Annotated in this window: 17 protein-coding genes and 1 tRNA gene; 6 read left to right on the top strand and 12 right to left on the bottom strand. The window is 33.2% G+C overall.

Annotation, left to right across the window (positions count from 1 at the left end; translation table 11 throughout):
* Nucleotides 1-66: 66 nt before the first annotated feature.
* Genes C1S72_RS14445 through C1S72_RS08490 form a run of 3 tightly spaced genes read right to left on the bottom strand, consistent with a single transcriptional unit; the run spans nucleotide 67 to nucleotide 2,098 of the window.
* Nucleotides 67-243 (bottom strand): hypothetical protein, encoded by a 177-nt coding sequence (locus tag C1S72_RS14445; RefSeq protein ID WP_162919948.1) that lies wholly within the window; start codon nucleotides 241-243, stop codon nucleotides 67-69.
* Between the two features lie 23 nt (nucleotides 244-266).
* Nucleotides 267-1,601, bottom strand: coding sequence for an MATE family efflux transporter (locus C1S72_RS08485; RefSeq protein WP_104735180.1), 1,335 nt, complete (start codon nucleotides 1,599-1,601; stop codon nucleotides 267-269).
* Complete coding sequence (locus C1S72_RS08490) at nucleotides 1,598-2,098, bottom strand: GNAT family N-acetyltransferase (protein WP_104735181.1); 501 nt, start codon at nucleotides 2,096-2,098, stop codon at nucleotides 1,598-1,600. The genes C1S72_RS08485 and C1S72_RS08490 overlap by 4 nt, the downstream gene beginning before the upstream one ends.
* 57 nt (nucleotides 2,099-2,155) lie before the next feature.
* Here C1S72_RS08490 and C1S72_RS08495 point away from each other — a divergent pair, with 57 nt between their 5' ends.
* Together C1S72_RS08495 and C1S72_RS08500 are read left to right on the top strand one after the other, a co-directional pair.
* Nucleotides 2,156-2,953 (top strand): universal stress protein, encoded by a 798-nt coding sequence (locus tag C1S72_RS08495; protein ID WP_104735182.1) that lies wholly within the window; start codon nucleotides 2,156-2,158, stop codon nucleotides 2,951-2,953.
* A gap of 3 nt (nucleotides 2,954-2,956) precedes the next feature.
* Nucleotides 2,957-3,030: transfer RNA gene (locus C1S72_RS08500), tRNA-Ala, on the top strand.
* A 27-nt stretch (nucleotides 3,031-3,057) separates the two neighbouring features.
* On the opposite strand, the gene C1S72_RS08505 is transcribed toward C1S72_RS08500, so the two are convergent.
* The 5 genes from C1S72_RS08505 to C1S72_RS08525 all read right to left on the bottom strand — a co-directional run bounded on the left by C1S72_RS08505 (nucleotide 3,058) and on the right by C1S72_RS08525 (nucleotide 12,275).
* Entirely contained in the window at nucleotides 3,058-3,591 is a 534-nt protein-coding gene (locus tag C1S72_RS08505) for a hypothetical protein (protein ID WP_104735183.1), read from the bottom strand.
* Between the two features lie 6 nt (nucleotides 3,592-3,597).
* Nucleotides 3,598-6,360 (bottom strand): PD-(D/E)XK nuclease family protein, encoded by a 2,763-nt coding sequence (locus C1S72_RS08510; RefSeq protein ID WP_104735184.1) that lies wholly within the window; start codon nucleotides 6,358-6,360, stop codon nucleotides 3,598-3,600.
* A 70-nt stretch (nucleotides 6,361-6,430) separates the two neighbouring features.
* Nucleotides 6,431-7,795: an OmpA family protein gene (locus tag C1S72_RS08515; RefSeq protein ID WP_104735185.1), complete on the bottom strand. Its 1,365-nt coding sequence runs from the start codon at nucleotides 7,793-7,795 to the stop codon at nucleotides 6,431-6,433.
* Between the two features lie 126 nt (nucleotides 7,796-7,921).
* Nucleotides 7,922-9,115, bottom strand: coding sequence for a glycine C-acetyltransferase (gene kbl / locus C1S72_RS08520; RefSeq protein WP_104735186.1), 1,194 nt, complete (start codon nucleotides 9,113-9,115; stop codon nucleotides 7,922-7,924).
* Nucleotides 9,116-9,137: 22 nt separating this feature from the next.
* The gene (locus C1S72_RS08525) at nucleotides 9,138-12,275 is read right to left on the bottom strand and encodes a UvrD-helicase domain-containing protein (protein WP_104735187.1); all 3,138 of its coding nucleotides are present in this window, start codon (nucleotides 12,273-12,275) and stop codon (nucleotides 9,138-9,140) included.
* 123 nt (nucleotides 12,276-12,398) lie between these two features.
* On the opposite strand from C1S72_RS08525, the gene C1S72_RS08530 reads away from it, so the two are divergent.
* On the top strand, nucleotides 12,399-13,007 hold the full coding sequence (locus C1S72_RS08530) for a superoxide dismutase (protein WP_104735188.1): 609 nt from the start codon (nucleotides 12,399-12,401) through the stop codon (nucleotides 13,005-13,007).
* 489 nt (nucleotides 13,008-13,496) lie between these two features.
* Here C1S72_RS08530 and C1S72_RS08535 read toward each other — a convergent pair whose 3' ends face one another.
* From C1S72_RS08535 to purN, 4 genes are all read right to left on the bottom strand, one after another.
* Nucleotides 13,497-15,395, bottom strand: a complete 1,899-nt coding sequence (locus C1S72_RS08535) for an amidophosphoribosyltransferase (RefSeq protein WP_104735189.1) — start codon at nucleotides 15,393-15,395, stop codon at nucleotides 13,497-13,499.
* Nucleotides 15,396-15,475: 80 nt separating this feature from the next.
* Nucleotides 15,476-16,402, bottom strand: a complete 927-nt coding sequence (locus C1S72_RS08540; protein WP_104735190.1) for a PfkB family carbohydrate kinase — start codon at nucleotides 16,400-16,402, stop codon at nucleotides 15,476-15,478.
* 56 nt (nucleotides 16,403-16,458) lie between these two features.
* Nucleotides 16,459-17,100, bottom strand: coding sequence for a ribonuclease H1 domain-containing protein (locus C1S72_RS08545; RefSeq protein ID WP_104735191.1), 642 nt, complete (start codon nucleotides 17,098-17,100; stop codon nucleotides 16,459-16,461).
* A 30-nt stretch (nucleotides 17,101-17,130) separates the two neighbouring features.
* Nucleotides 17,131-17,697 (bottom strand): phosphoribosylglycinamide formyltransferase, encoded by a 567-nt coding sequence (purN, locus tag C1S72_RS08550; RefSeq protein ID WP_104735192.1) that lies wholly within the window; start codon nucleotides 17,695-17,697, stop codon nucleotides 17,131-17,133.
* A gap of 275 nt (nucleotides 17,698-17,972) precedes the next feature.
* Here purN and C1S72_RS08555 point away from each other — a divergent pair, with 275 nt between their 5' ends.
* Genes C1S72_RS08555 through rnc form a run of 3 tightly spaced genes read left to right on the top strand, consistent with a single transcriptional unit; the run spans nucleotide 17,973 to nucleotide 20,217 of the window.
* Nucleotides 17,973-18,206, top strand: a complete 234-nt coding sequence (locus C1S72_RS08555; RefSeq protein ID WP_008269813.1) for an acyl carrier protein — start codon at nucleotides 17,973-17,975, stop codon at nucleotides 18,204-18,206.
* A gap of 11 nt (nucleotides 18,207-18,217) precedes the next feature.
* Nucleotides 18,218-19,468 carry a beta-ketoacyl-ACP synthase II gene (fabF, locus tag C1S72_RS08560; RefSeq protein WP_104735193.1) on the top strand — a complete coding sequence of 417 codons (1,251 nt, stop codon included), beginning with the start codon at nucleotides 18,218-18,220 and terminating at the stop codon, nucleotides 19,466-19,468.
* 8 nt (nucleotides 19,469-19,476) lie between these two features.
* Nucleotides 19,477-20,217, top strand: coding sequence for a ribonuclease III (gene rnc, locus C1S72_RS08565; RefSeq protein WP_104735194.1), 741 nt, complete (start codon nucleotides 19,477-19,479; stop codon nucleotides 20,215-20,217).
* Nucleotides 20,218-20,270 lie beyond the last annotated feature (53 nt).

The following is a 20,270-nucleotide window of genomic DNA, read 5'->3' on the forward strand; positions in this document are numbered from 1 at the left end:
TGTTATACACGTAAATAATAATTAGTACTACTGCGAGCACTAAAAAAAGCATATTACCTCCCATAATTATTCTTTGTTAAGTTTGTTTTTGTTATATCTGTAAATGGCGTAGGCTGCTAAAACCAACAGTACAAAAGGCAGCATGGAGCCTATAAAAACACCTATTTCATACCATCCATTAGGCGCATCCTTTATTTTTTCTTCGATGTTAACCTGTTGAAGCCTATTTATTAATACAATCATAATGAGATATTAGTAAATCAAATTTAGCCTTTTTGTGATAGCGGCAAAAATTCTTTTCTAAATTTTATAATGAGCGGAAGACCTCTAGCAATAATCCAGAAAGTAAATGCAATAAAAATGGCGTAAAGTTTATAGTCAAGTGAATCCAGCCAAAACAGAATAGGAACAAAAACTAAAAAGGTTGAAAACAGCAATACATTTCTTAAGGTTTTCATTTTCCCTAAACCTTTAAACATACCATCAAAAATAAAAGCTAATGCACATAAAGGCTGCATGGCTAAAACCATCCAAAACACCTTGTAAAATTCGTTTAACACAGCTTCATCTTTAGTAAAAACCGTGCCTATGGGATAATATACTAACGCACCTACAACGGCCATTACAGCGCCTACAATGATACCGTATTTAATAAGTTGGTTACTTAAGGTAATCAGTTTACTGTAATCTTTGGCGCCATATAATTTACCAGAAAGGATGTTTCCGGCACTGGCATAGCCATCAATAATAAAAGCGCCTAAAAACCATAAGTTAATAGCAATGGTGTAAGCAGCAATATATTCCTTACCATAACTGGTTGAAAAGGCACTCGCGTTATACAACGTCACATTAAGCGCTAAAGTTCTAATAAACAGATTTACAATCATGAGTAGAAATCTCTTAATTTCATTATTAAAAGGTAAACTAAAACGTAAAGGAATAGTCGTTTTTGTTAGTAAAAAATAGGCTGAAACCAATGCCATTAACAGTTGCGCAATAACACTAGCATAAGCAGCTCCTTTAATATTCATGGCAGGAATAAAGCCTTCAATGCCAAATACCAAAACAAAATCTAAAACAATATTTGCTGTGGCACCAACAATCGCAATTATCATAGGATAAAAGGTGTTTTGAAGCCCTCTAAACGTACCAAAAACAGCAATGGTGAATAAAGTAAAAGGAAAACCAAATACACGAATCCTATAATAATCTACGCTATATTTTAAAATCAGGTCTGAAGCATTGTAGAGTTTAAAAATGGAATCAGCAAACGGATAGGTCATAAATATGATTAGGATACTTAATGACGTTATTATAAAAATGGCTTGAGCAGGAAGGTTTTTTACCTTTTCTAAATTATCAGCGCCAACATACTGTGAAACTATAGATGAAATGGCGCTTCGCGTTTGTCCTAAAACCCAAATAAGCATGGAAATAAAAGCACCTACTATTCCAACGGCTGCTAAAGATTCGGTAGCATCAACTGGCATATTCCCAACAATGGCTGTATCAGTAATTGATAAGATAGGCTCTGACACTCCCGAGATTAGTGCAGGTATGGCTAACTTGTTTATATGTTTTAAGGTTATTGGTGTGCTCACAGAACTAGTTCATAACAATAAAAAGGATGATTACTTTGATTTGGAAAATAAACAGAACCTAATTTTTTATAACCACGAAGTTCGTAAAACTTTTGGTTTCTTTTATTCTTTGAAAACGTATCTAATCTTATAGATGTATAGTTGTTATTTATGGCAAATTCTTCTGCAAAGTCCATAAGTTTTTGAGCGTATCCTTGCCCTTGATAATCAGGATGAACAGCGAGTCTGTGGATATATATATTATTACTGTTGGTTGTGAGCCACTTTATGGGAATGTACTCAGAATCCATATGGGTTGAGATAGTGATGGCTCCAATGAGATTCTTATCTACTTCCAAAGCGTACAATTCGCCCATTTTAGCATCATTTACGAAAGCTGACTTATTTGGATAAAACTCATTCCACTGAAAAATATTTTGATTGATCATGAATTGGGCACAAGCTTTGGTGATTTCCAAAATAGAATCAATATCAGCAATAGTTCCTTTTCGAATCATATTTAATGTTTACTTTTGCAAAAATTTCTTGTAAATTTAGTTTTTAAATTATTGATTATGAAGAATATTTTAGTTCCTGTTGGATCATCTAAAAATGCGGTAAGTCATTTACAGTATGCGGTAGATTTCGCGAAAGTTTTTGGAGCAAAATTATATGTAGTTCAAGTCTATAATGTATACACTAAGGCAGGAACAATGATTAAGGTTGATCATATTTTAGAGAGAGAAAGTCTTGATTTTTTACATAGTCATGTGAAAAAAGTGAACACCAAGGGTGTTGAGGTAATTGTAAAAACTTTTAAAGGAAAACTTATTGACACGTTAGAATTGGTTTGCCAATCATTGGATATTGATTTAATCATGATAGAACCTAGAACCAATTCAGTAAACGAAGAGGTGTATTTAGGTAAAACCTCTGGAAAGATTATAAAACAGACCAACATTCCAGCTTTAATTGTTCCTGAAGGCTTAAAATTCAAACCCATTATTTATATATTAATGGCTTTAAAATCGGCCGTGATTAGAAAAGAAAATGCCTTAAAACCATTAATTTCTATAAAAGACCAGTTTAAATCTATTGTGAATTTACTGTTGGTTAAGACACCGTTTTACAATGAAGGTGATTTTGATGTAAATCCTGAATTAGCAAAATTGATTACCAATACCACAAAAAGCGAGAACGCAACAACATTTCAAGGTGTATTAGAACACTACAAAGATAATGATCCAGACTTATTGTGTGTTGTAAGACGAAAGCGAGGGTTTTTTACTAAACTCTGGGAGAATAATACTATATTGAAAAAAGATTTTTATAGTTCGACATTGCCAGTTTTAGTGTTGAGTGGAATAAAATAATCTGGGGCATTAGCTCAGTTGGCTAGAGCGCTACGCTGGCAGCGTAGAGGTCATCGGTTCGAATCCGATATGCTCCACAAAACCGTTCTGAAAAGAACGGTTTTTTATTTTAGTTGATTTTTTAAATCCGTTATTGAGTTAACATTATTTAAATCCTTATTATCAATTTCATACAAATCTGCGAAGGTTGTAAATGTGGTTTTATCAAAACGTGTTCTGATACTGCCTTTTGGATAAAAACGTCTTTTTACCACAAAATCTTCTTTTGAAATCCAACCACAAACGGTTAGAACCTGTTTGATTTTGTGATAGCTACAAAATATATATATATCGGTATCAAAATAATCCTGAAGTTTTAAAAAATTATTTGTGTAACCAGATTTTACGGCAGTAGTTCTTCCCATAGTTTTTACATCAATAGTTTTGTCAGCAAATACCAAGTCAACGCCTTCATCAAAACCATAAGAACCATCAACATAACCCTTACCGAAGAAATCCATCACAACAGATTGACCAATTATGCCAGTAAGTTGTTGTTCTTTAGTCCCATTGGCCGTAAAACGTTTACCAAAATCATGTTTTGAAACCATGACTTTGCAATGCTCAATTAATTTTGGATCAACAGAAACCGTAAACATAATAGATTATTTAATTTCTTTCTCCAGAAAAGGAATATCTGGATTACAAATTTCAATGATTAGGTTTTTCAATTCATTGTAAAAATCATTTAAAAGCTCCTCGTTCAAGGACTCAATCTTTTTAGCGTAAGCTCCAGGCTTATCTTTTTTTGCAAACTTTAAGAAGCCTTCATTTAAATTTTTAAATGAAATGACACCTACTTCAATAGGCTCATTGAATCTATTAAAAACATCCATCATTAAGGCATATGACAAAACTTGAAACGATTTGCTATACTTGTCATAATCTGAAGTGATATCTTCCCAGTTAATAATCTCAAGTTTATTTTTATCTACTTTACCTGATTTGTAATCAATAATTCTAACGACTCCATTTCTTTTATCAACACGATCTACAGTACCTTTTAAAAATACTGGAAAGTGTAATTCTGGTATATCTAACTCCAAACGATTTTCTAGTTCAACTGCAATGATTTCAATGGTGTTACCATTTTTTAAATCCGTAGCCTCTAAATCCAAAAAGTTATTAATATATCTTTTGGCTATTTCAAAAATAATGAGGTTTTTGCCTTTTGAAATATCCCCTTCCTTATAAACTTCTTTAAAATATTTTGTAACTGTTCTATCAACATTGGATTTCATTGAATCGATATTCTCAACTGTTATATTTTTACCTACAAAAGGTTCATAGAATTCTTCTAGGGTATTGTGTATAATAGTTCCTAGTGTATTTGCTGCAATAGTCTCTTCAATATCATCTTGTTCTTTGATTTTTAAAACTTTTTGAAAGTAAAAATCAATGGGATTTCTAACGTAACTAGTAAGAGCTGAAGGGGAAAACCCTTTTGCTGCATAGGTTTCTATACTTTTAAGAACAGAATCTGTTTTAGGAATTTCAATTAGAGGGTTTTCTGTTTTTGGAACTTTAGGAACAACTGTTTTGTGATTAATTTCGTGAATATCTTCTAGTTCCAGTTGGGTAATAAACCTACTTTTTTCACCGCCTGAAAGCGCATCAACTTCGGTATTATAAAGAATAAATACTTTTTTTGCTCGCTGTATTAGTCTGTAAAAATGATAGGCATATACTGCATCTTTTTCTTTATAGGTAGGCAGTTGATTTTCAATTTTTACATCAAAAGGAATAAAGGAGTTTTGAGTTTTTCCCGAAGGTAATGTGCCTTCGTTAACAGATGAAATAATAACTGTTTCAAAATCTAGAACACGAGACTCGAGCATACCCATAACCTGTAATCCTTCTAGAGGCTCACCCTTGAAGTCCAAGGTTTCAGAATTCAGTAGTTCAGTATATACACTATAAAGAGATGAAACAGAATTTAAAAAAGCGTATTCTGAGTTTAATTGAGTAAGCTCGTTAAACAGTGAGTTAAAATGAAATAAGTATTCTAATGATAGTATGTTTTCCTTTTTATTAAGGGTAAGAGCATTTTTTATTTTTAGTATCAAAGATTGACATTGTTCCAAAGCTTTAGATACATTATTATCCCAGTTGGCAAACAAAGTTTCAAATAGTAGTTTATGTGTTGGGCTTATTTTAATTAAATCGGCTATTGAGATGTAAATTAAGTTATTTGTTTTTATTGTTTTAGTGATCTTGTTTAGGTGGTTTTCATCATCAATTTGCAATAAAGGCGTTATAAATGCATGTGATAATATATTTAATACATCTTTATAGTAGAAAGAAGAAGATGGGTTTTTATGAATTAAAAATAAATGCTGAAATAGGGTTGCTAATGGAATTGTTTTTAAAGGTAATCCCATGGTAATGTTTAAAGCGGTTATGTGCTTAGGGATAGAATTTAAAACAGGAATTAAAAGCGATTCGTCACCTAGAACCAACGCGGTTTTATCAAGCGTATGATTGTTCGCTTTTAAGTTGTTTAATATGGTGGCAATATATTTTGATTGCCCCACATTTTTTGGTACGCCTATCACGTCAATTTGTTTTGCTTTGGAATAATGGTTAGATACCCAATTAAAAGGATTCTTTTTAAAGTATTTCCAATTGTCATAGTACTTGGTTACAAATAGACTCGCATCGTGGTTTTTTGCATTAAAAAAACCCTCATCTATATCCCAATATATTTTTGCTAGATTGTTTTGTAGTAACTCTTGAATAATGGTTTCTTCAGCGGTGTTTAGGGCATTAAAACCTAAAAACACATGCATTTTTGAAGATGTATTTTCTATGTAATTTTGAACGTTTTCCAAAGCCTCCCTATAAATAAGCCCTTGATAACCGAAGCCTTTGTTGATAAGGTGATTTGTAAACTGTTTGTAGTAAACCTTGAGCCGTTTCCAAAAGTCTAAATAATTACTTACAAGTCTTGTGGGATTCTCATTTAATGACCAATGGTTTATTTCCTGTATAGCTGATAGATAATCAAAAATGGATTCTTCAGAGATTAAATAGCGATCAATTTCATTGAAATCCTGAATGAGTATTTGTGCCCATTTAGAGAATGTCTCAAAATTATCTTGTTTATTACTAGGTGTTAGCTCTTTATAAACTAAATAAAACTCAAACAGTAGCTCTACATTGTTAATGGATTGCAATTGAGACAGTTCCTCGACAAATGCTTCAATGCTAAAAATTTCAGGTGAAAATACAGGTTGTTCAGTAATTTTAGAAAGTTCATGTCTAAAGAAAACGCCTGCACGTTTACTGGGTAGGACAATAATTAAATTTGATAAATCTGTTTTTGATTTTTTTAAATCCTGTAAAACATCACTAATAAATGTAGCCATATTATAAAAATAAAAAACGCCTCGATATTCGAGGCGTTTTTCTATATAATTAGTGAAAAAATCTAATTAATTACTTAATTAAGTTAATTTCAACTCTTCTGTTGTTTGCTCTACCAGCTCTAGTTTTGTTAGAATCAATTGGTCTTGACTCACCATAACCAGCATGCTCTAATCTACTTGAAGCAATACCGTTAGTGATTAAGTAATTCATAACCGAACTAGCTCTTTCTTGAGATAATTTTTGGTTTAATGACTCACTACCCACACTGTCAGTATGACCATCAATTGAGAATCTAGCATTAGGATATTCTTTTAAGATATCAATAATGTTTTGTAAAACTTCTTCAGATTGAGATTTGATAGTTGATTTTCCAGTATCAAATAAGATAGTTTTAGCATAAGCGTTTAATGCTTTTTTAACAGCTTCAGTAACTTCTGGGCAACCATTGTTTGCTACAGTACCTACTAAATCTGGACACTGGTCGTCTTTATCAACAACACCGTCACCATCTCTATCTGGCCAAGGGCAACCATTGTTAGCAGCAGGACCAGCTTCATTTGGACACTCATCATCTTTATCAGCAATACCATCACCATCAGCATCTGGACATCCATTTAATTCTTTTGGACCAGCTTCAGTTGGACAAGCATCATCTTTATCAGCAATGCCATCACCATCAGAATCAGGACATCCGTTAAATTCAGCAGGACCAGCTTCTTGAGGACAAGAATCTTTTCCATCTTCAATACCGTCGCCATCAGAATCAGGACAACCATTAAATTCAGCTAAACCAAATTCTTCAGGACAAGCATCGTCTTTGTCATAAATGCCATCGCCATCAGTATCCTTTCCACCAAACTTAACAGTTACACCAGCAGTGTGTTGGAAATGTGTATCTAAATAATCCTCGAATGCATGCTTATATGAAGATTGAACTGTTAAGCCAATATTTTCTGTAACCCAGAAATTTAGACCAAAAGTACCGTTTAAAGTACCTGCACCGATTTTGTCAACCCAAGTGTAACCACCACCAACGCCTAAATAAGGGTCAATGCAGTTTGAGCCAATCAAATCAGCAAAACTATATTTTACAATACCGTCTAATCCGAAATAAGTAACTTCGTTATATCTATCACGGTCGTCACCAAATTTATCAATTTTATTGATAGACGCAGTTGCACCTACAGAAAACCCGCTGTTTACATAGCGTGCCACTGAAACGGATGACAATGAAGGTAAAATGTTGTAATGATCTTCTGAGTTAAAGAATTCATCAAAATAACCTCCAAGTGGAGCGTCTTCACCAGTTGGATAAAAATCAACCGCATTTATACCAAAACTGATAGCCCATGGGTTGTCCTCATCTTGTGCGTAAGTATTGCTTAAACCTAAAATAAGCAACATAGCGAACAATAATCTGCTAAGATTTTTCATATTCAAAAATTTAATTTTTAAGTGTTAATTGTAAGCAAAAGTAAGTTGTTAAATATTATTAACAAAGACAAATATAGAAAAATATTGGATAATTAACCTAAAATGTCATTGTTTGTCCTAAAAAATTTAAATAATTTCGAGTGTTTTTCCAACTTTTATAAAAGCAGAAACAGCTTTATCCAAATGTTCTTTTTCATGAGCAGCAGATAATTGCACTCTAATACGTGCTTTTTCTTTGGGTACTACTGGAAAAAAGAAACCTATAACATATATACCTTCTTCCAATAACATATTTGCCATTGTTTGCGATAATTTGGCATCATATAACATGATTGGAACTATAGCTGAATCACCATCAACTATATCAAAACCTGCTTTTTTTATTTCGTTTTTAAAATAACTAGTATTCCATTCTAGCTTATCTCTTAAGGTTGTATCATTTTTTAGCATATCAAACACCTTTATTGAAGCCCCTACTATTGCAGGTGCTAGAGAATTAGAGAAGAGATATGGTCTTGAACGTTGTCTTAAAATATCAATTATTTCCTTTTTTCCTGTTGTATAACCACCCATGGCTCCACCCAGTGCTTTTCCAAGAGTGCCTGTTATGATATCTATTCTACCCATAACCTTTTTTTCCTCAAGTGTTCCACGACCTGTTTCTCCAATAAAACCAGCTGCATGACACTCATCAATCATGACCATGGCATCGTACTTGTCTGCGAGATCACAAATTTTATCTAAAGGTGCTACTAAACCATCCATTGAAAATACACCGTCTGTTACAATAATTTTAAACCTGGCGTCACTTTCATTTGCTGCAATAAGTTGTTTTTCTAAATCAGCCATATCATTATTTGCATAACGGTACCTGGCCGCTTTACACAAGCGAACGCCATCAATTATGGAAGCATGGTTTAATGAATCTGAAATAATGGCATCTTCAGGACCTAAAAGAGGCTCAAACACACCGCCATTTGCATCAAATGCTGCTGCGTAAAGAATGGTATCTTCAGTGTTATAAAAATCAGCGATTTTTTCTTCAAGTTCTTTATGTATGTCTTGTGTTCCACAAATAAATCTAACTGATGACATGCCAAAACCATGTGTATCCATAACATCTTTTGCAGCTTGAACTACTTCTGGATGAGAAGAGAGACCTAAATAGTTGTTGGCACAGAAATTTAAAACGGTTTCTCCTGTATTCAAGGTTATTTCGGCTCCTTGAGCAGACGTTATTATGCGTTCGGTTTTATATAGGCCATTATCTTTAATGGTTTGAATTTCTTTTTTTAAATGATCTTGAATGTTTCCGTACATAGTTTTTGTATTTGATGCAAATTTAAAATTCTTTTACATGAATTCCATCATTTATATAAATGAGTATTTTCTTAATAATGTTAAAAGTCATTTTTGATAAGGTAACTTCGTAATTTTCAAGTTGTATTTCATGTTTTTTGTTTTCTAATCCAGATTTGTAATCAATAATTACAGCATCGTTGTTTGGAAAAACGACTAATCGGTCAGGTCTTATAATTTCACCATTTGGTGAAACAATATCTCGCTCAATATAAATGTTGTTTTGTCCATTAAAATATTCATTCAATTGCGGATGAGATACTAATTCTTCAATAATGGCCCTTAAATGACTTGCTTGGTTCTTGTCAATCTTGTATTCCATTGAAAATTGGCTGAACGCATATGCAATGTCGTCTTTGGTTTTTATCAAAGCCATAATATCATGGACTAAATTTCCTTTTTCAATAGCCTCTTTTTGGGACGTGTCCCATAAATATCCAGCATTTGTTATTATCTTGATATTGTTATCTTTTCTATCAACACTTGTGAACTCATGCAGTTCAATCATGTTGTCTTGATGGCTTTCCTTGCGATAATCTCTAGTTTTTTCTCCAAATGAATAGTTTAAAGTTTGGTCATCCCAAATGTTTTGTTGTTGCAAATAGTTTATAAAAAAACCTGAAAAAGTATTGTTGTTTACAACACCTTTTGAACTAATATCTTTTTTTGAAATAATATAAAGTTGTTCAATTGGTCTTGTTAAGGCAACGTACAATAAGTTTGCATTGTCAAGCTCTAAATCCGATTGATGTTTGTTAAATATTTCCATACCATTTTCACCAAAATTCTCAAAGGAACTCGTGTAGTTTAGTAAGGCATACGAGAAACCATTAAAAACTTCTGGGTTTAATGGAAACCACTCTTGAGGGTTAACCTCTCTATAAATATTGAGTTCAGCAAAAGGGAAAATAACAACAGGAAACTCCAACCCTTTTGATTTGTGAATGGTCATGATTTGAACAGCATCATAACCTTCTGGAGCAACAATACTTAAACGACCAGAATGGGTGTCAAAATAATCAATAAAACTTTGTATGTCAGCGTTCTGCTTATTAGTAAATTCCAAAACAACATCCATAAAGTATTGTACATAGGCATTGGATTCTTTCACCAAATTAAAGTCTCTCACTATAGTTTCAACTAGATCATATAATGATAATTGGAGTAATTCTTCATACTTAATAACGTAGCCATGATGCTCAAAACTTTTGAAGAGTTGATTTAAATTTAAGTCTATATGGGTTTTTAAATAGTTGTGTTTGTTTTCTATATTGAAAATAGCTGTAAGCTCAATTAGAACATGCGCTTTTACTTCAAGATTTTGTGGCTCTATTAATAACTTTAATATATTATTTATAAACCGCACCTGTACAGAATTGCTTAACAGTAAGGTCTCTGATGACATGATATTTATGCCTGAAGCACTTAAAAATTCGGCAATAGCAATACCTTCTTTTTTCTTTCTAACAAGAACGCAAATATCATTCATTGAAAACCCTTGGTCCATACAATCTAAAATAGTTTCATATACTTTTTGTGAATATACATGAGCCTTATCATCATCATTCTCAAAATCTAAAAAATTCAATTCAACAAAACCATTATTTGAGTTCTCAATATCTTGCCTGGAGCTTTTGTAAAGCATTTTGTGCGAATTCTTATTGAAAAGTGTTTCAGATAAATAATTAAAAAAGCTGTTGTTGAAATCTATAATATTCTTAAAACTTCTAAAATTTGATTCAAGGGGTTTAATTTTGGCTTCTACATGAAACGGATTTTTAGACTTATTAAACAAATCAATAAACTGTTCGGCTTTACCGCCACGCCATCTATAAATTGCCTGTTTGGCATCGCCCACCAGCATGGTACTTCCATTTTCAGAAGATAGCGCATTATCAATTAAGGGTATTAAGTTTTTCCATTGTAATACAGATGTGTCTTGAAACTCGTCAATGAAATAATGTTTGAACCGTTCACCAAACCGTTCATAAATAAAAGGTGTGGGCTGGTCTTTTATTTCATTACTTATTAAGGTATTGAATTCCGAAATTAGAATAACGTTTTTCTCGTCTTTAATAGCGGTAAGTTCTTTTTGAATCTCATTTAAAACAGATAATGGCGTTATATTTCTGTAAAGCCCTTGCAAGAATTTATAATGAAAAACCAAATCTGTGGTTTCGTTAAAAAATGCGGCAAGTTGAACTTGAATAGCTTCAATAGTAGATGCCACGTCTGTTGAAACGCGTGCTGGATAAATTTTATTTCCTTCAATAAGATCTGTTTGCCAATTTGAGTCAAATGATACTTGAAAATTTTTATGTTGAAGATTTATAAAATGCCGTGGTAGTGATTTTCTATTAAAATCATCATGTTCTAGACCAGACTCTGCAATCAGTGTCAATGCGTTGCTTGCAATTGAGATGATACCATTCTCTGTGGTTTTTAAATCGTTCTTTATGCTATTTTTTAAAGTTTTAAAATCTTCAAGTGTTTTATCTCTCAATGTTTGTAGAAAGGGAATATCGTTTTCATTCACCAGTAATTTGGAGATAGCATACAAATCTTTTGAAATGTCCCAACTCTTATCGTCATCAGCTTTTTCCAAGGCGTAATCTACTAGAACCGTTGTGAGTTCTTTGTTAGTTCCTGCTTTGGATATAAGTCTATCTACTGCTTCAGTCAACAAAGAGTCGGTATCTAGTTCAACCTCAAAATTCAGTGGTAACTTTAAATCGTAGGCAAACGTTCTAATAAGTTTATGTGTAAATCCATCAATAGTTGAAATATCAAAAGCAGCATAGTTGTGAATAATAGCATCTAAAATTTGAGAACTTTTTTGGATTAAGGTTGCTTCAGAAAGATTTAGTTCTTTACAAATTTGATGAAACATGGGGCTTTTTTCAGAATCGGAAGAATAATTCTTGAAGGTTATTAGTGAATCAATAACCCTTGATTTCATCTCGCCAGCAGCTTTATTAGTAAAGGTTATGGCTAAAATATTTTTAAACGCCGTTGAGCTTTTTGAGATAAAAAGAATCTTTAAATATTCTTTAACAAGGGTAAAAGTTTTTCCGCTTCCAGCAGAAGCATTATAAATTAAAAAAGAACTGCTTTCAGTCATTGAGCTAAATTTAACACAAGATAAAAACTATCAATGATTTGATAGGTATTTATTATTTTTTATTGCGTTTGATAATCCGTAAATTTGAGGGAAATTAATATAAACACTTAAAATAAAAATATTATGGCTTTTGAATTACCAAAATTAAAATATGCATATGATGCTCTTGAGCCTCACATTGATGCTCGCACAATGGAAATACATCACTCAAAGCACCATAACGGTTATACTACAAAATTAAATGCTGCTATTGAGGGAACTGATTTAGAAGGAAAAACAATTGATAATATCCTTATTAATTTAGACATGAATAACATGGCAGTAAGAAACAATGGTGGTGGATTTTACAACCATTCATTATTTTGGGAAGTTATGAATCCTAATGACAAAGGTTATCTTTCAGGAGATTTGAAAGATGCTATTGAAGCTGAATTTGGATCAAAAGATGCTTTTGTTGATGCATTTAGTAAAGCTGCAGCCACACAATTTGGATCTGGTTGGGCTTGGCTTTGTGTTCATAAAGGTGGTAAAGTTGAGGTCTGCTCAACGCCAAATCAAGACAATCCATTAATGCCTGGCGTAGGTTGTGGAGGTACACCAATTTTAGGTCTAGATGTTTGGGAGCACGCTTATTACCTAAATTATCAAAATAGAAGACCTGATTATATTGATGCTTTTTTCAAAGTGATTAATTGGAATGAGGTTGAAAGAAGATATGCTGAAGCAAAATAATTAGTAAAGAATTACTATGTAAAGCGGACCTATTGGGTTCGCTTTTTTTAGTTATATCGTAAGTAGATTTTCTACTCATTAATTTTCCGCTTTGGTTGGAATTGGAAATGAAAAAAGGTGAACAGAAGTTCACCTTTTTTGCCCCAAATCTACCATAAACTTAACCTACTTATGTTATGGTGAAGCAAATATAACATTGCTTATTCCTAAACTTAAAAATTATTAGATAAACGACTTATAAATTAGGCTAAAATAAACTAAATGAGAAATTTAGTTATTGAATGATTGTTTAAAATCGGAGAAAAATAAAAAAAGCCGAACCTAAGTTCAGCTTTTTTTGCCCCAAATCTACCATGAACTTAACCTACTTATGTTATGGTGGTACTAATGTAATTTTTATTTATTTAGAATTTGATATAAAATAGATGAAATGCATTTATTTTAGCTAAAACGCACTTTTTTTCAGATAAAATGCACATTTTCAATATTTTAATAGGCTCTCTCCTTATTGCCTTCATAAAAATTAATGAAGGCTCTATTCACAACACGATTTCCACCAACGGTTGGATAATTTCCAGTAAAATACCAGTCGCCTAAATTTTTTGGACATGCATTGTGCAAATTCTCTATTGATTGGAATATAGTTTCAACTTGAGCATTCACGTTTTCATCAGAAATTAGTTCAGCTATTTTATTTGAAATTTCATTGGCTGTAAATTCAGCATATAAATCTTTAACAAAATTACGAACTTCTTTATCTTCTAAATTTACTTGTGCTTTACATTTATCATAAACCTCCTGAACCAAATGATATTTGTTATGCTCTTCAAGTAATTCAAGCATGGCTCTAAACGCAATAAGATCCTCCAATCGTGCCATGTCAATACCGTAACAATCAGGATAACGTATTTGAGGAGCAGAAGAAACTACAACAATCTTTTTTGGATGCAAGCGATCCATCATTTTAATAATACTTTTCTTGAGCGTTGTTCCTCTAACAATACTGTCGTCAATAATTACAAGGTTGTCAGTGGGTTTAATCACACCATAAGTTACATCATAAACGTGTGCAACTAAATCATCACGGCTACTATCTTCAGTTATGAATGTTCGTAGTTTGACATCCTTAATGGCTATTTTTTCAATTCGGGGTCTTTCTGAAAGAATATCAGTAACTGTCTCTGCGGATAGACCACCTTTACCATCGAGGATTGCCTGCGTTTTCTTTTGATTTAAATGTTCTTCAACGGTTTCAATCATACCAAAAAAAGATGTCTCAGCTGTGTTAGGTATGTATGAAAACACAGTGTTTTTAGTATCATTATTGATAGATTCCAAAACCTTTGGCATTAGTAATTTGCCTAATTCCTTGCGTTCTTGATATATTTCAGCATCACTACCTCGTGAAAAATAAATACGTTCAAAGGAACAAGCCTTTCGTTCTAAAGGCTCTATGATTTTTTTTATAGAAACTTCACCAGATTTTTTGGTTATAATCGCATGACCAGGATCTAGTTCTTTGACATCATCAAAATCAACATTAAAAACGGTTTGAATTACAGGTCGTTCAGAAGCTACTACTACTACCTCTTCATCTTTGTAATAATAGGCAGGTCTTATTCCTGCAGGATCACGTAAAACGAAAGAATCGCCATGACCTAACAAACCAGCCATAGCATAACCACCATCCCAGTTTTTAGAAGCCTTTTTCAATATTTTGGCTACATTTAGTCTTTCGGCAATTAATGGTGAACACTCACTTTTACTATAGCCTTCTTTTTTTAATTTTTTATAAATTTTAGAAACGGCATCATCCAAAAAGTGGCCTATTTTTTCCATAATCGTAATGGTATCAGCTTTTTCTTTGGGGTGCTGTCCTAAATTTACGAGACCATCAAATAACTGATTTACATTAGTCATGTTAAAGTTACCAGCTACAATCAGGTTCCTGTGCATCCAGTTATTTTGACGCAAAAAAGGATGTACACTTTCTACACTGTTTTTTCCAAAAGTTCCATAACGTACATGGCCCAGTAAAACCTCACCTATGTATGGAATATGCTTTTTTTGAAGTGCAACATTATCAGCGTATTCAGGATGCTCTGTTAAATCTTTATTGATACGTTCATTTATTTGAGCAAAAATATCTTGAATAGGTTGTTGAGCAATCGAGCGTACACGACTTATATAGCGTTCTCCTGGTTTTGTGTCTAATTTAATACTTGCAAAACCAGCACCATCTTGACCACGATTATGCTGCTTTTCCATCATTAAATACATTTTGTTTACACCGTAAAAGGCACTACCGTACTTTTCCTTATAAAATTCTAAAGGTTTAAGAAGCCTTATTTGGGCAATTCCGCATTCATGTTTTAAAGCGTCACTCATTATTGTTTAGTTGTGAGTTAAATTTAATAAATGTTACTGTATATAATTAAAAAACGCGCTCCATTTATGAGCGCGTTTTATTATGCTAATTCGATTTCAAATTGTGTTAATTGTTTGAATTGTTGCAAACGTTTATGAACCTCATTTGGTTTTAAATTAACCATGCGCTCTGTTCCAAATTTCTCTACACAGAAAGAAGCTAGAGTGGATCCATAAATAACTGCATTCTTCATGTTTTCAAAACTCAAGTCTCCAGATTTTGCAAGATAACCAGCAAACCCACCAGCAAAAGTGTCACCAGCTCCAGTTGGGTCAAAAACCTCTTCTAAAGGTAAAGCTGGGGCATAAAAAACATTATCGTCATGAAATAATAAAGCACCGTGTTCCCCTTTTTTTATCACCACATATTGTGGTCCCATATCATGTATTTTACGCGCAGCAACAACCAAGGAGTATTCGCCTGTTAATTGTCTTGCTTCTTCATCATTAATGGTGATAACATCAACTTTTTTGATAACATTGTGCAGTTCTTCCAAAGCGCAATCCATCCAGAAATTCATGGTATCCAAAATCACTAATTTAGGTTTAGTATCCATTTGCTCTAACACACTCATTTGAACGTTAGGATGTAAATTTCCTAACATTACTACCTCGGCATCTTTATAATCTTCAGGGACTTTAGGATTGAAGTCTGCCAATACATTTAGTTCAGTAGCCAATGTATCACGCGTATTCATATCATTATGATACTTACCACTCCAGAAAAAGGTTTTACCTTCTTTTATTACTTCAACACCAGAAATATCAATCCCTCTTTCCGATAATAAATCTAAATATTCTTGAGGAAAATCACCACCAACAATGGATACAGCTGCAGCATCAACATGAAATTGCGATGCGGCAAGGCCAATAAAAGTAGCTGCGCCACCAAGTATTTTATCGGTTTTTCCAAAAGGGGTTTCAATGGCATCAAAGGCAACAGTTCCAACAATTACTAACTTACTCATAAAATGGTTTCAAAATTTGCTGCAAATATACGCTTTTTAAAGACTTAAAAACGAATTTATTTCCTACCAAAATCTGCAGGAATTTCTCCCCAAGCTTTAGTTTCCCATTTTACAATAGTTGTACTATAGGAGTTGTTTTTTAACCAGGTAACCGCACGGTCAACCAATTCAAAGAGAGGTTTGTTTTTTTCTGTGCGTTCTAGTTTGGTATTACAGGTTTTCTTTTTCACCCAACTTATAGCCGTCTTTGAATCGGTGTAAATAATGAAATCACTATTGTGTTTTTTTAAAAAAGCCAGACCATGAACGATAGCTAAAAATTCACCAATGTTATTAGTTCCCTCGTCAAATGGGCCTTGATGAAAAAGTTGCTTTTTTGATTTAGTCTCTACGCCTCTGTATTCCATTTTACCAGGATTACCACTAGACGCTGCATCAACACTTATGGAATTTAGGTTTGGCTTTCCAATTTTTTTGAGCTGGTCTTCAGAGAGCTCACTTTTAAATTTTTTGGACTTTCCAATATAATCTTTGTAGTTGCCTTTTAAAGCTTTTTTTGCTGCGTCAAACGTTGCAAACGATTTGTATTGAGCGCCTTCAAAATCTTTTATTTGGGCCTTGCAATCATCCCAAGATTCAAAGACACCTGTGTGGTGACCTTTCCATACAGTGTAGTATTTTTTCTTTTTTTTGCTCATCTTTAGTTTCCGTGAAAACGGGAATCTATTTTATGCTTTCAATAAGTCATCAACCACCTTCGGAAAATGCGTCATTTCCAATTCATGGATTTTTCTGGCAACATCTTCGGCAGTATCTGTTGGTGTCACTTCGCATCTTGCCTGAAAAATAATGGCACCTTCATCATAATGCTCATTTACATAATGAATCGTGATGCCTGTTTCAGTTTCTTTATTAGTAACAACAGCTTCATGCACATATTTCCCGTACATACCTTTTCCACCATATTTTGGTAATAATGCAGGATGTATATTGATAACTTTATTAGGGAATACCTCTAAAATTTTTTCTGGAAACTTCCATAAAAAACCAGCTAATACAATTAAATCTGGATTTACAGATTTTAGTAAATGTAATACATCATCTGTTTCAGTAAATGCTATTTTATTGAATGACAGTGCGCTAACCCCTAGTTTTTTTGCTCTATCTAAAACTTTGGCATGAGGATTGTTAGTCAATACTTGAATAACAGACGCTTGTTCTCTGTTGTGAAAAAACTTAATTAAATTTTCAGCATTAGTACCACTTCCGGACGCAAAAATTACAATACGTTTCATCTGTTGGTTTTTATTTTAAAATTAATGTCAGATGTAATTCGCAAATTGAAATTACCACAGTGTTTTGCAAAATTCGTAAGCTCATTTCATTTACAGACAATAATGTTAAGATTGTTCAACAAAAAAAAGAATAATAATTAACAATTAGAAGGCAAAAAGCATTTACTTCAATCTAATTTTAGTAAATTACAAGCACATTTTTAAACTAAAGGTGTGTTTATAAAAATAAAGTTTTTTATTTTTGCCCACTAATTAAAACTTAAAATTAAAAGATTATGTCAGACATTGCATCAAGAGTAAAAGCGATTATCGTAGACAAATTAGGTGTTGATGAAAACGAAGTTGTAACTGAAGCTAGCTTCACAAACGATTTAGGCGCAGATTCATTAGACACTGTTGAATTAATTATGGAATTCGAAAAAGAATTCGATATTCAAATTCCAGATGATCAAGCTGAAAATATTGCAACAGTTGGTCAAGCTATTTCCTATATAGAAGAAGCTAAATAAGAACAAACTTTATGGAACTTAAGCGAGTTGTAGTTACAGGTCTAGGCGCTTTAACACCTATAGGAAATTCCAAAGATGACTATTGGGATGCTCTTGTAAGTGGAAAAAGTGGTGCTGCACCTATAACCTATTTTGATACTGAAAAGTTCAAGACAAAATTCGCTTGCGAATTAAAAAACTTTAACGCAACCGATTTTCTTGACAGAAAAGAGGCTCGTAAAATGGACAAGTTTACGCAATATGCCATGGTGGCTTCTGATGAGGCCATCGCAGATTCCAAACTTGATCTAGATGTTGTAGATAAACTTAAAGTTGGTGTAATTTGGGGTGCTGGAATTGGTGGATTGGAAACCTTTCAGGACGAAGTATTGAATTTTGCTGCTGGAGATGGTACGCCAAGATTCAATCCGTTTTTTATCCCAAAAATGATTGCAGACATTGCACCTGGAAACATATCCATTAAACATGGTTTTATGGGTCCAAATTATACAACAGTTTCTGCCTGTGCTTCTTCGGCCAACGCTATGATTGATGCCTTAAACTATATACGTTTAGGTCACTGTAATGTTATAGTAACAGGTGGAAGTGAAGCTGCTGTAACCATTGCTGGTATGGGTGGTTTTAATGCCATGCATGCACTTTCTACAAGAAATGAAAGTCCAGAAACGGCATCTAGACCTTTTGACGCAACCAGAGATGGTTTTGTATTAGGGGAAGGTGCGGGCGCTATCATTCTCGAGGAATATGAGCATGCGAAGGCAAGAGGCGCTAAAATTTATGCGGAAGTATTGGGTGGTGGACTATCATCTGATGCGCATCACATGACAGCGCCACATCCTGATGGCATAGGAGTTATTGCAGTAATGAAAAATTGTTTAGAGAATGCAGGAATTAAACCAGAAGAGGTTGATCATATCAACACGCATGGTACATCAACACCTCTAGGAGATGTTGCTGAACTCAAAGCGATATCTGAAGTGTTTGGTGAACATGCTAAAAATATTAATATCAATTCAACGAAGTCCATGACAGGACACTTGTTGGGAGCCGCAGGTGCTATTGAGTCTATTGCTTCTATTTTAGCAATGGAACATGGTATTGTGCCTCCAACTATAAATCATGAAGTTGTTGATGAGAATATTGATCCTAAATTAAATTTAACATTAAACAAAGCACAAAAGCGCGACGTTAAAGTAGCTATGAGCAATACGTTTGGTTTTGGAGGACACAATGCCTGCGTACTGTTCAAGAAAATAGATTAATCATTCGAATGAAGAACATTCGTAACATATTAAATTCCCGTTCTAAATACGACGGGAATTTTTTTGTGTCCATTCAGAAAATATTAGGTTTTAAACCTCGGAAAATTAAATTCTACCAAACAGCATTTACCCATCGGTCCATGAACATCAAGGATAGCGAAGGGCATCCAATTAACTACGAGCGTTTGGAGTTTTTAGGTGATGCTATGCTCGGTTCGGTTATTGCATCACATTTATATACTGAAGTGCCTAGTGGTGATGAAGGCTATTTAACCAAAATGCGCTCTAAAATAGTCAGTAGAGAACATTTAAATGAATTGGGTAAAGACCTAAACCTAGTAGATTTGGTTGAAAGTAAAATTCCTAAAGGACAGTTTGGTGACAACATTTATGGCAACTTATTTGAAGCATTGATAGGAGCTATATTTTTGGACAGAGGCTACAAGTACTGTGAAAAATTTATTTACAAAAAGGTCATTATTCCATATGTAGATATTGAAAAACTGGAGGGCAAAGTCATTAGCTACAAGAGCTTATTAATTGAATGGTGTCAAAAAGAAAAAAAGACGTTTGATTATAATGTTTATGAGGACACAGGTAATGATGATATTCGTCATTTTTCGGTTAAACTATCTATTAATGATAAAATTGTTTCAAAAGCGCGAGCAACTTCAAAAAAGAAAGCTGAAGAAAAAGCTTCAAAACGCGCCTTTTTTGTTTTTCAAAATCAAATTTCAAGAGCATATTAATTGTCTTCTACAAATTGTTATAAACTATAACGTTTTCGTAATAACGTATTGCT

It is taken from the genome of Hanstruepera ponticola, from assembly GCF_002940745.1.
Lineage (GTDB): Bacteria > Bacteroidota > Bacteroidia > Flavobacteriales > Flavobacteriaceae > Hanstruepera > Hanstruepera ponticola.

Coding starts and splice junctions, on each gene's coding strand:
- C1S72_RS14445 (WP_162919948.1), bottom strand. CDS start 243: ATGATTGTATTAATAAATAGGCTTCAACAGGTTAACATCGAAGAAAAA.
- C1S72_RS08490 (WP_104735181.1), bottom strand. CDS start 2,098: ATGATTCGAAAAGGAACTATTGCTGATATTGATTCTATTTTGGAAATC.
- C1S72_RS08495 (WP_104735182.1), top strand. CDS start 2,156: ATGAAGAATATTTTAGTTCCTGTTGGATCATCTAAAAATGCGGTAAGT.
- C1S72_RS08505 (WP_104735183.1), bottom strand. CDS start 3,591: ATGTTTACGGTTTCTGTTGATCCAAAATTAATTGAGCATTGCAAAGTC.
- C1S72_RS08510 (WP_104735184.1), bottom strand. CDS start 6,360: ATGGCTACATTTATTAGTGATGTTTTACAGGATTTAAAAAAATCAAAA.
- C1S72_RS08515 (WP_104735185.1), bottom strand. CDS start 7,795: ATGAAAAATCTTAGCAGATTATTGTTCGCTATGTTGCTTATTTTAGGT.
- kbl (WP_104735186.1), bottom strand. CDS start 9,115: ATGTACGGAAACATTCAAGATCATTTAAAAAAAGAAATTCAAACCATT.
- C1S72_RS08525 (WP_104735187.1), bottom strand. CDS start 12,275: ATGACTGAAAGCAGTTCTTTTTTAATTTATAATGCTTCTGCTGGAAGC.
- C1S72_RS08530 (WP_104735188.1), top strand. CDS start 12,399: ATGGCTTTTGAATTACCAAAATTAAAATATGCATATGATGCTCTTGAG.
- C1S72_RS08535 (WP_104735189.1), bottom strand. CDS start 15,395: ATGAGTGACGCTTTAAAACATGAATGCGGAATTGCCCAAATAAGGCTT.
- C1S72_RS08540 (WP_104735190.1), bottom strand. CDS start 16,402: ATGAGTAAGTTAGTAATTGTTGGAACTGTTGCCTTTGATGCCATTGAA.
- C1S72_RS08545 (WP_104735191.1), bottom strand. CDS start 17,100: ATGAGCAAAAAAAAGAAAAAATACTACACTGTATGGAAAGGTCACCAC.
- purN (WP_104735192.1), bottom strand. CDS start 17,697: ATGAAACGTATTGTAATTTTTGCGTCCGGAAGTGGTACTAATGCTGAA.
- C1S72_RS08555 (WP_008269813.1), top strand. CDS start 17,973: ATGTCAGACATTGCATCAAGAGTAAAAGCGATTATCGTAGACAAATTA.
- fabF (WP_104735193.1), top strand. CDS start 18,218: ATGGAACTTAAGCGAGTTGTAGTTACAGGTCTAGGCGCTTTAACACCT.
- rnc (WP_104735194.1), top strand. CDS start 19,477: ATGAAGAACATTCGTAACATATTAAATTCCCGTTCTAAATACGACGGG.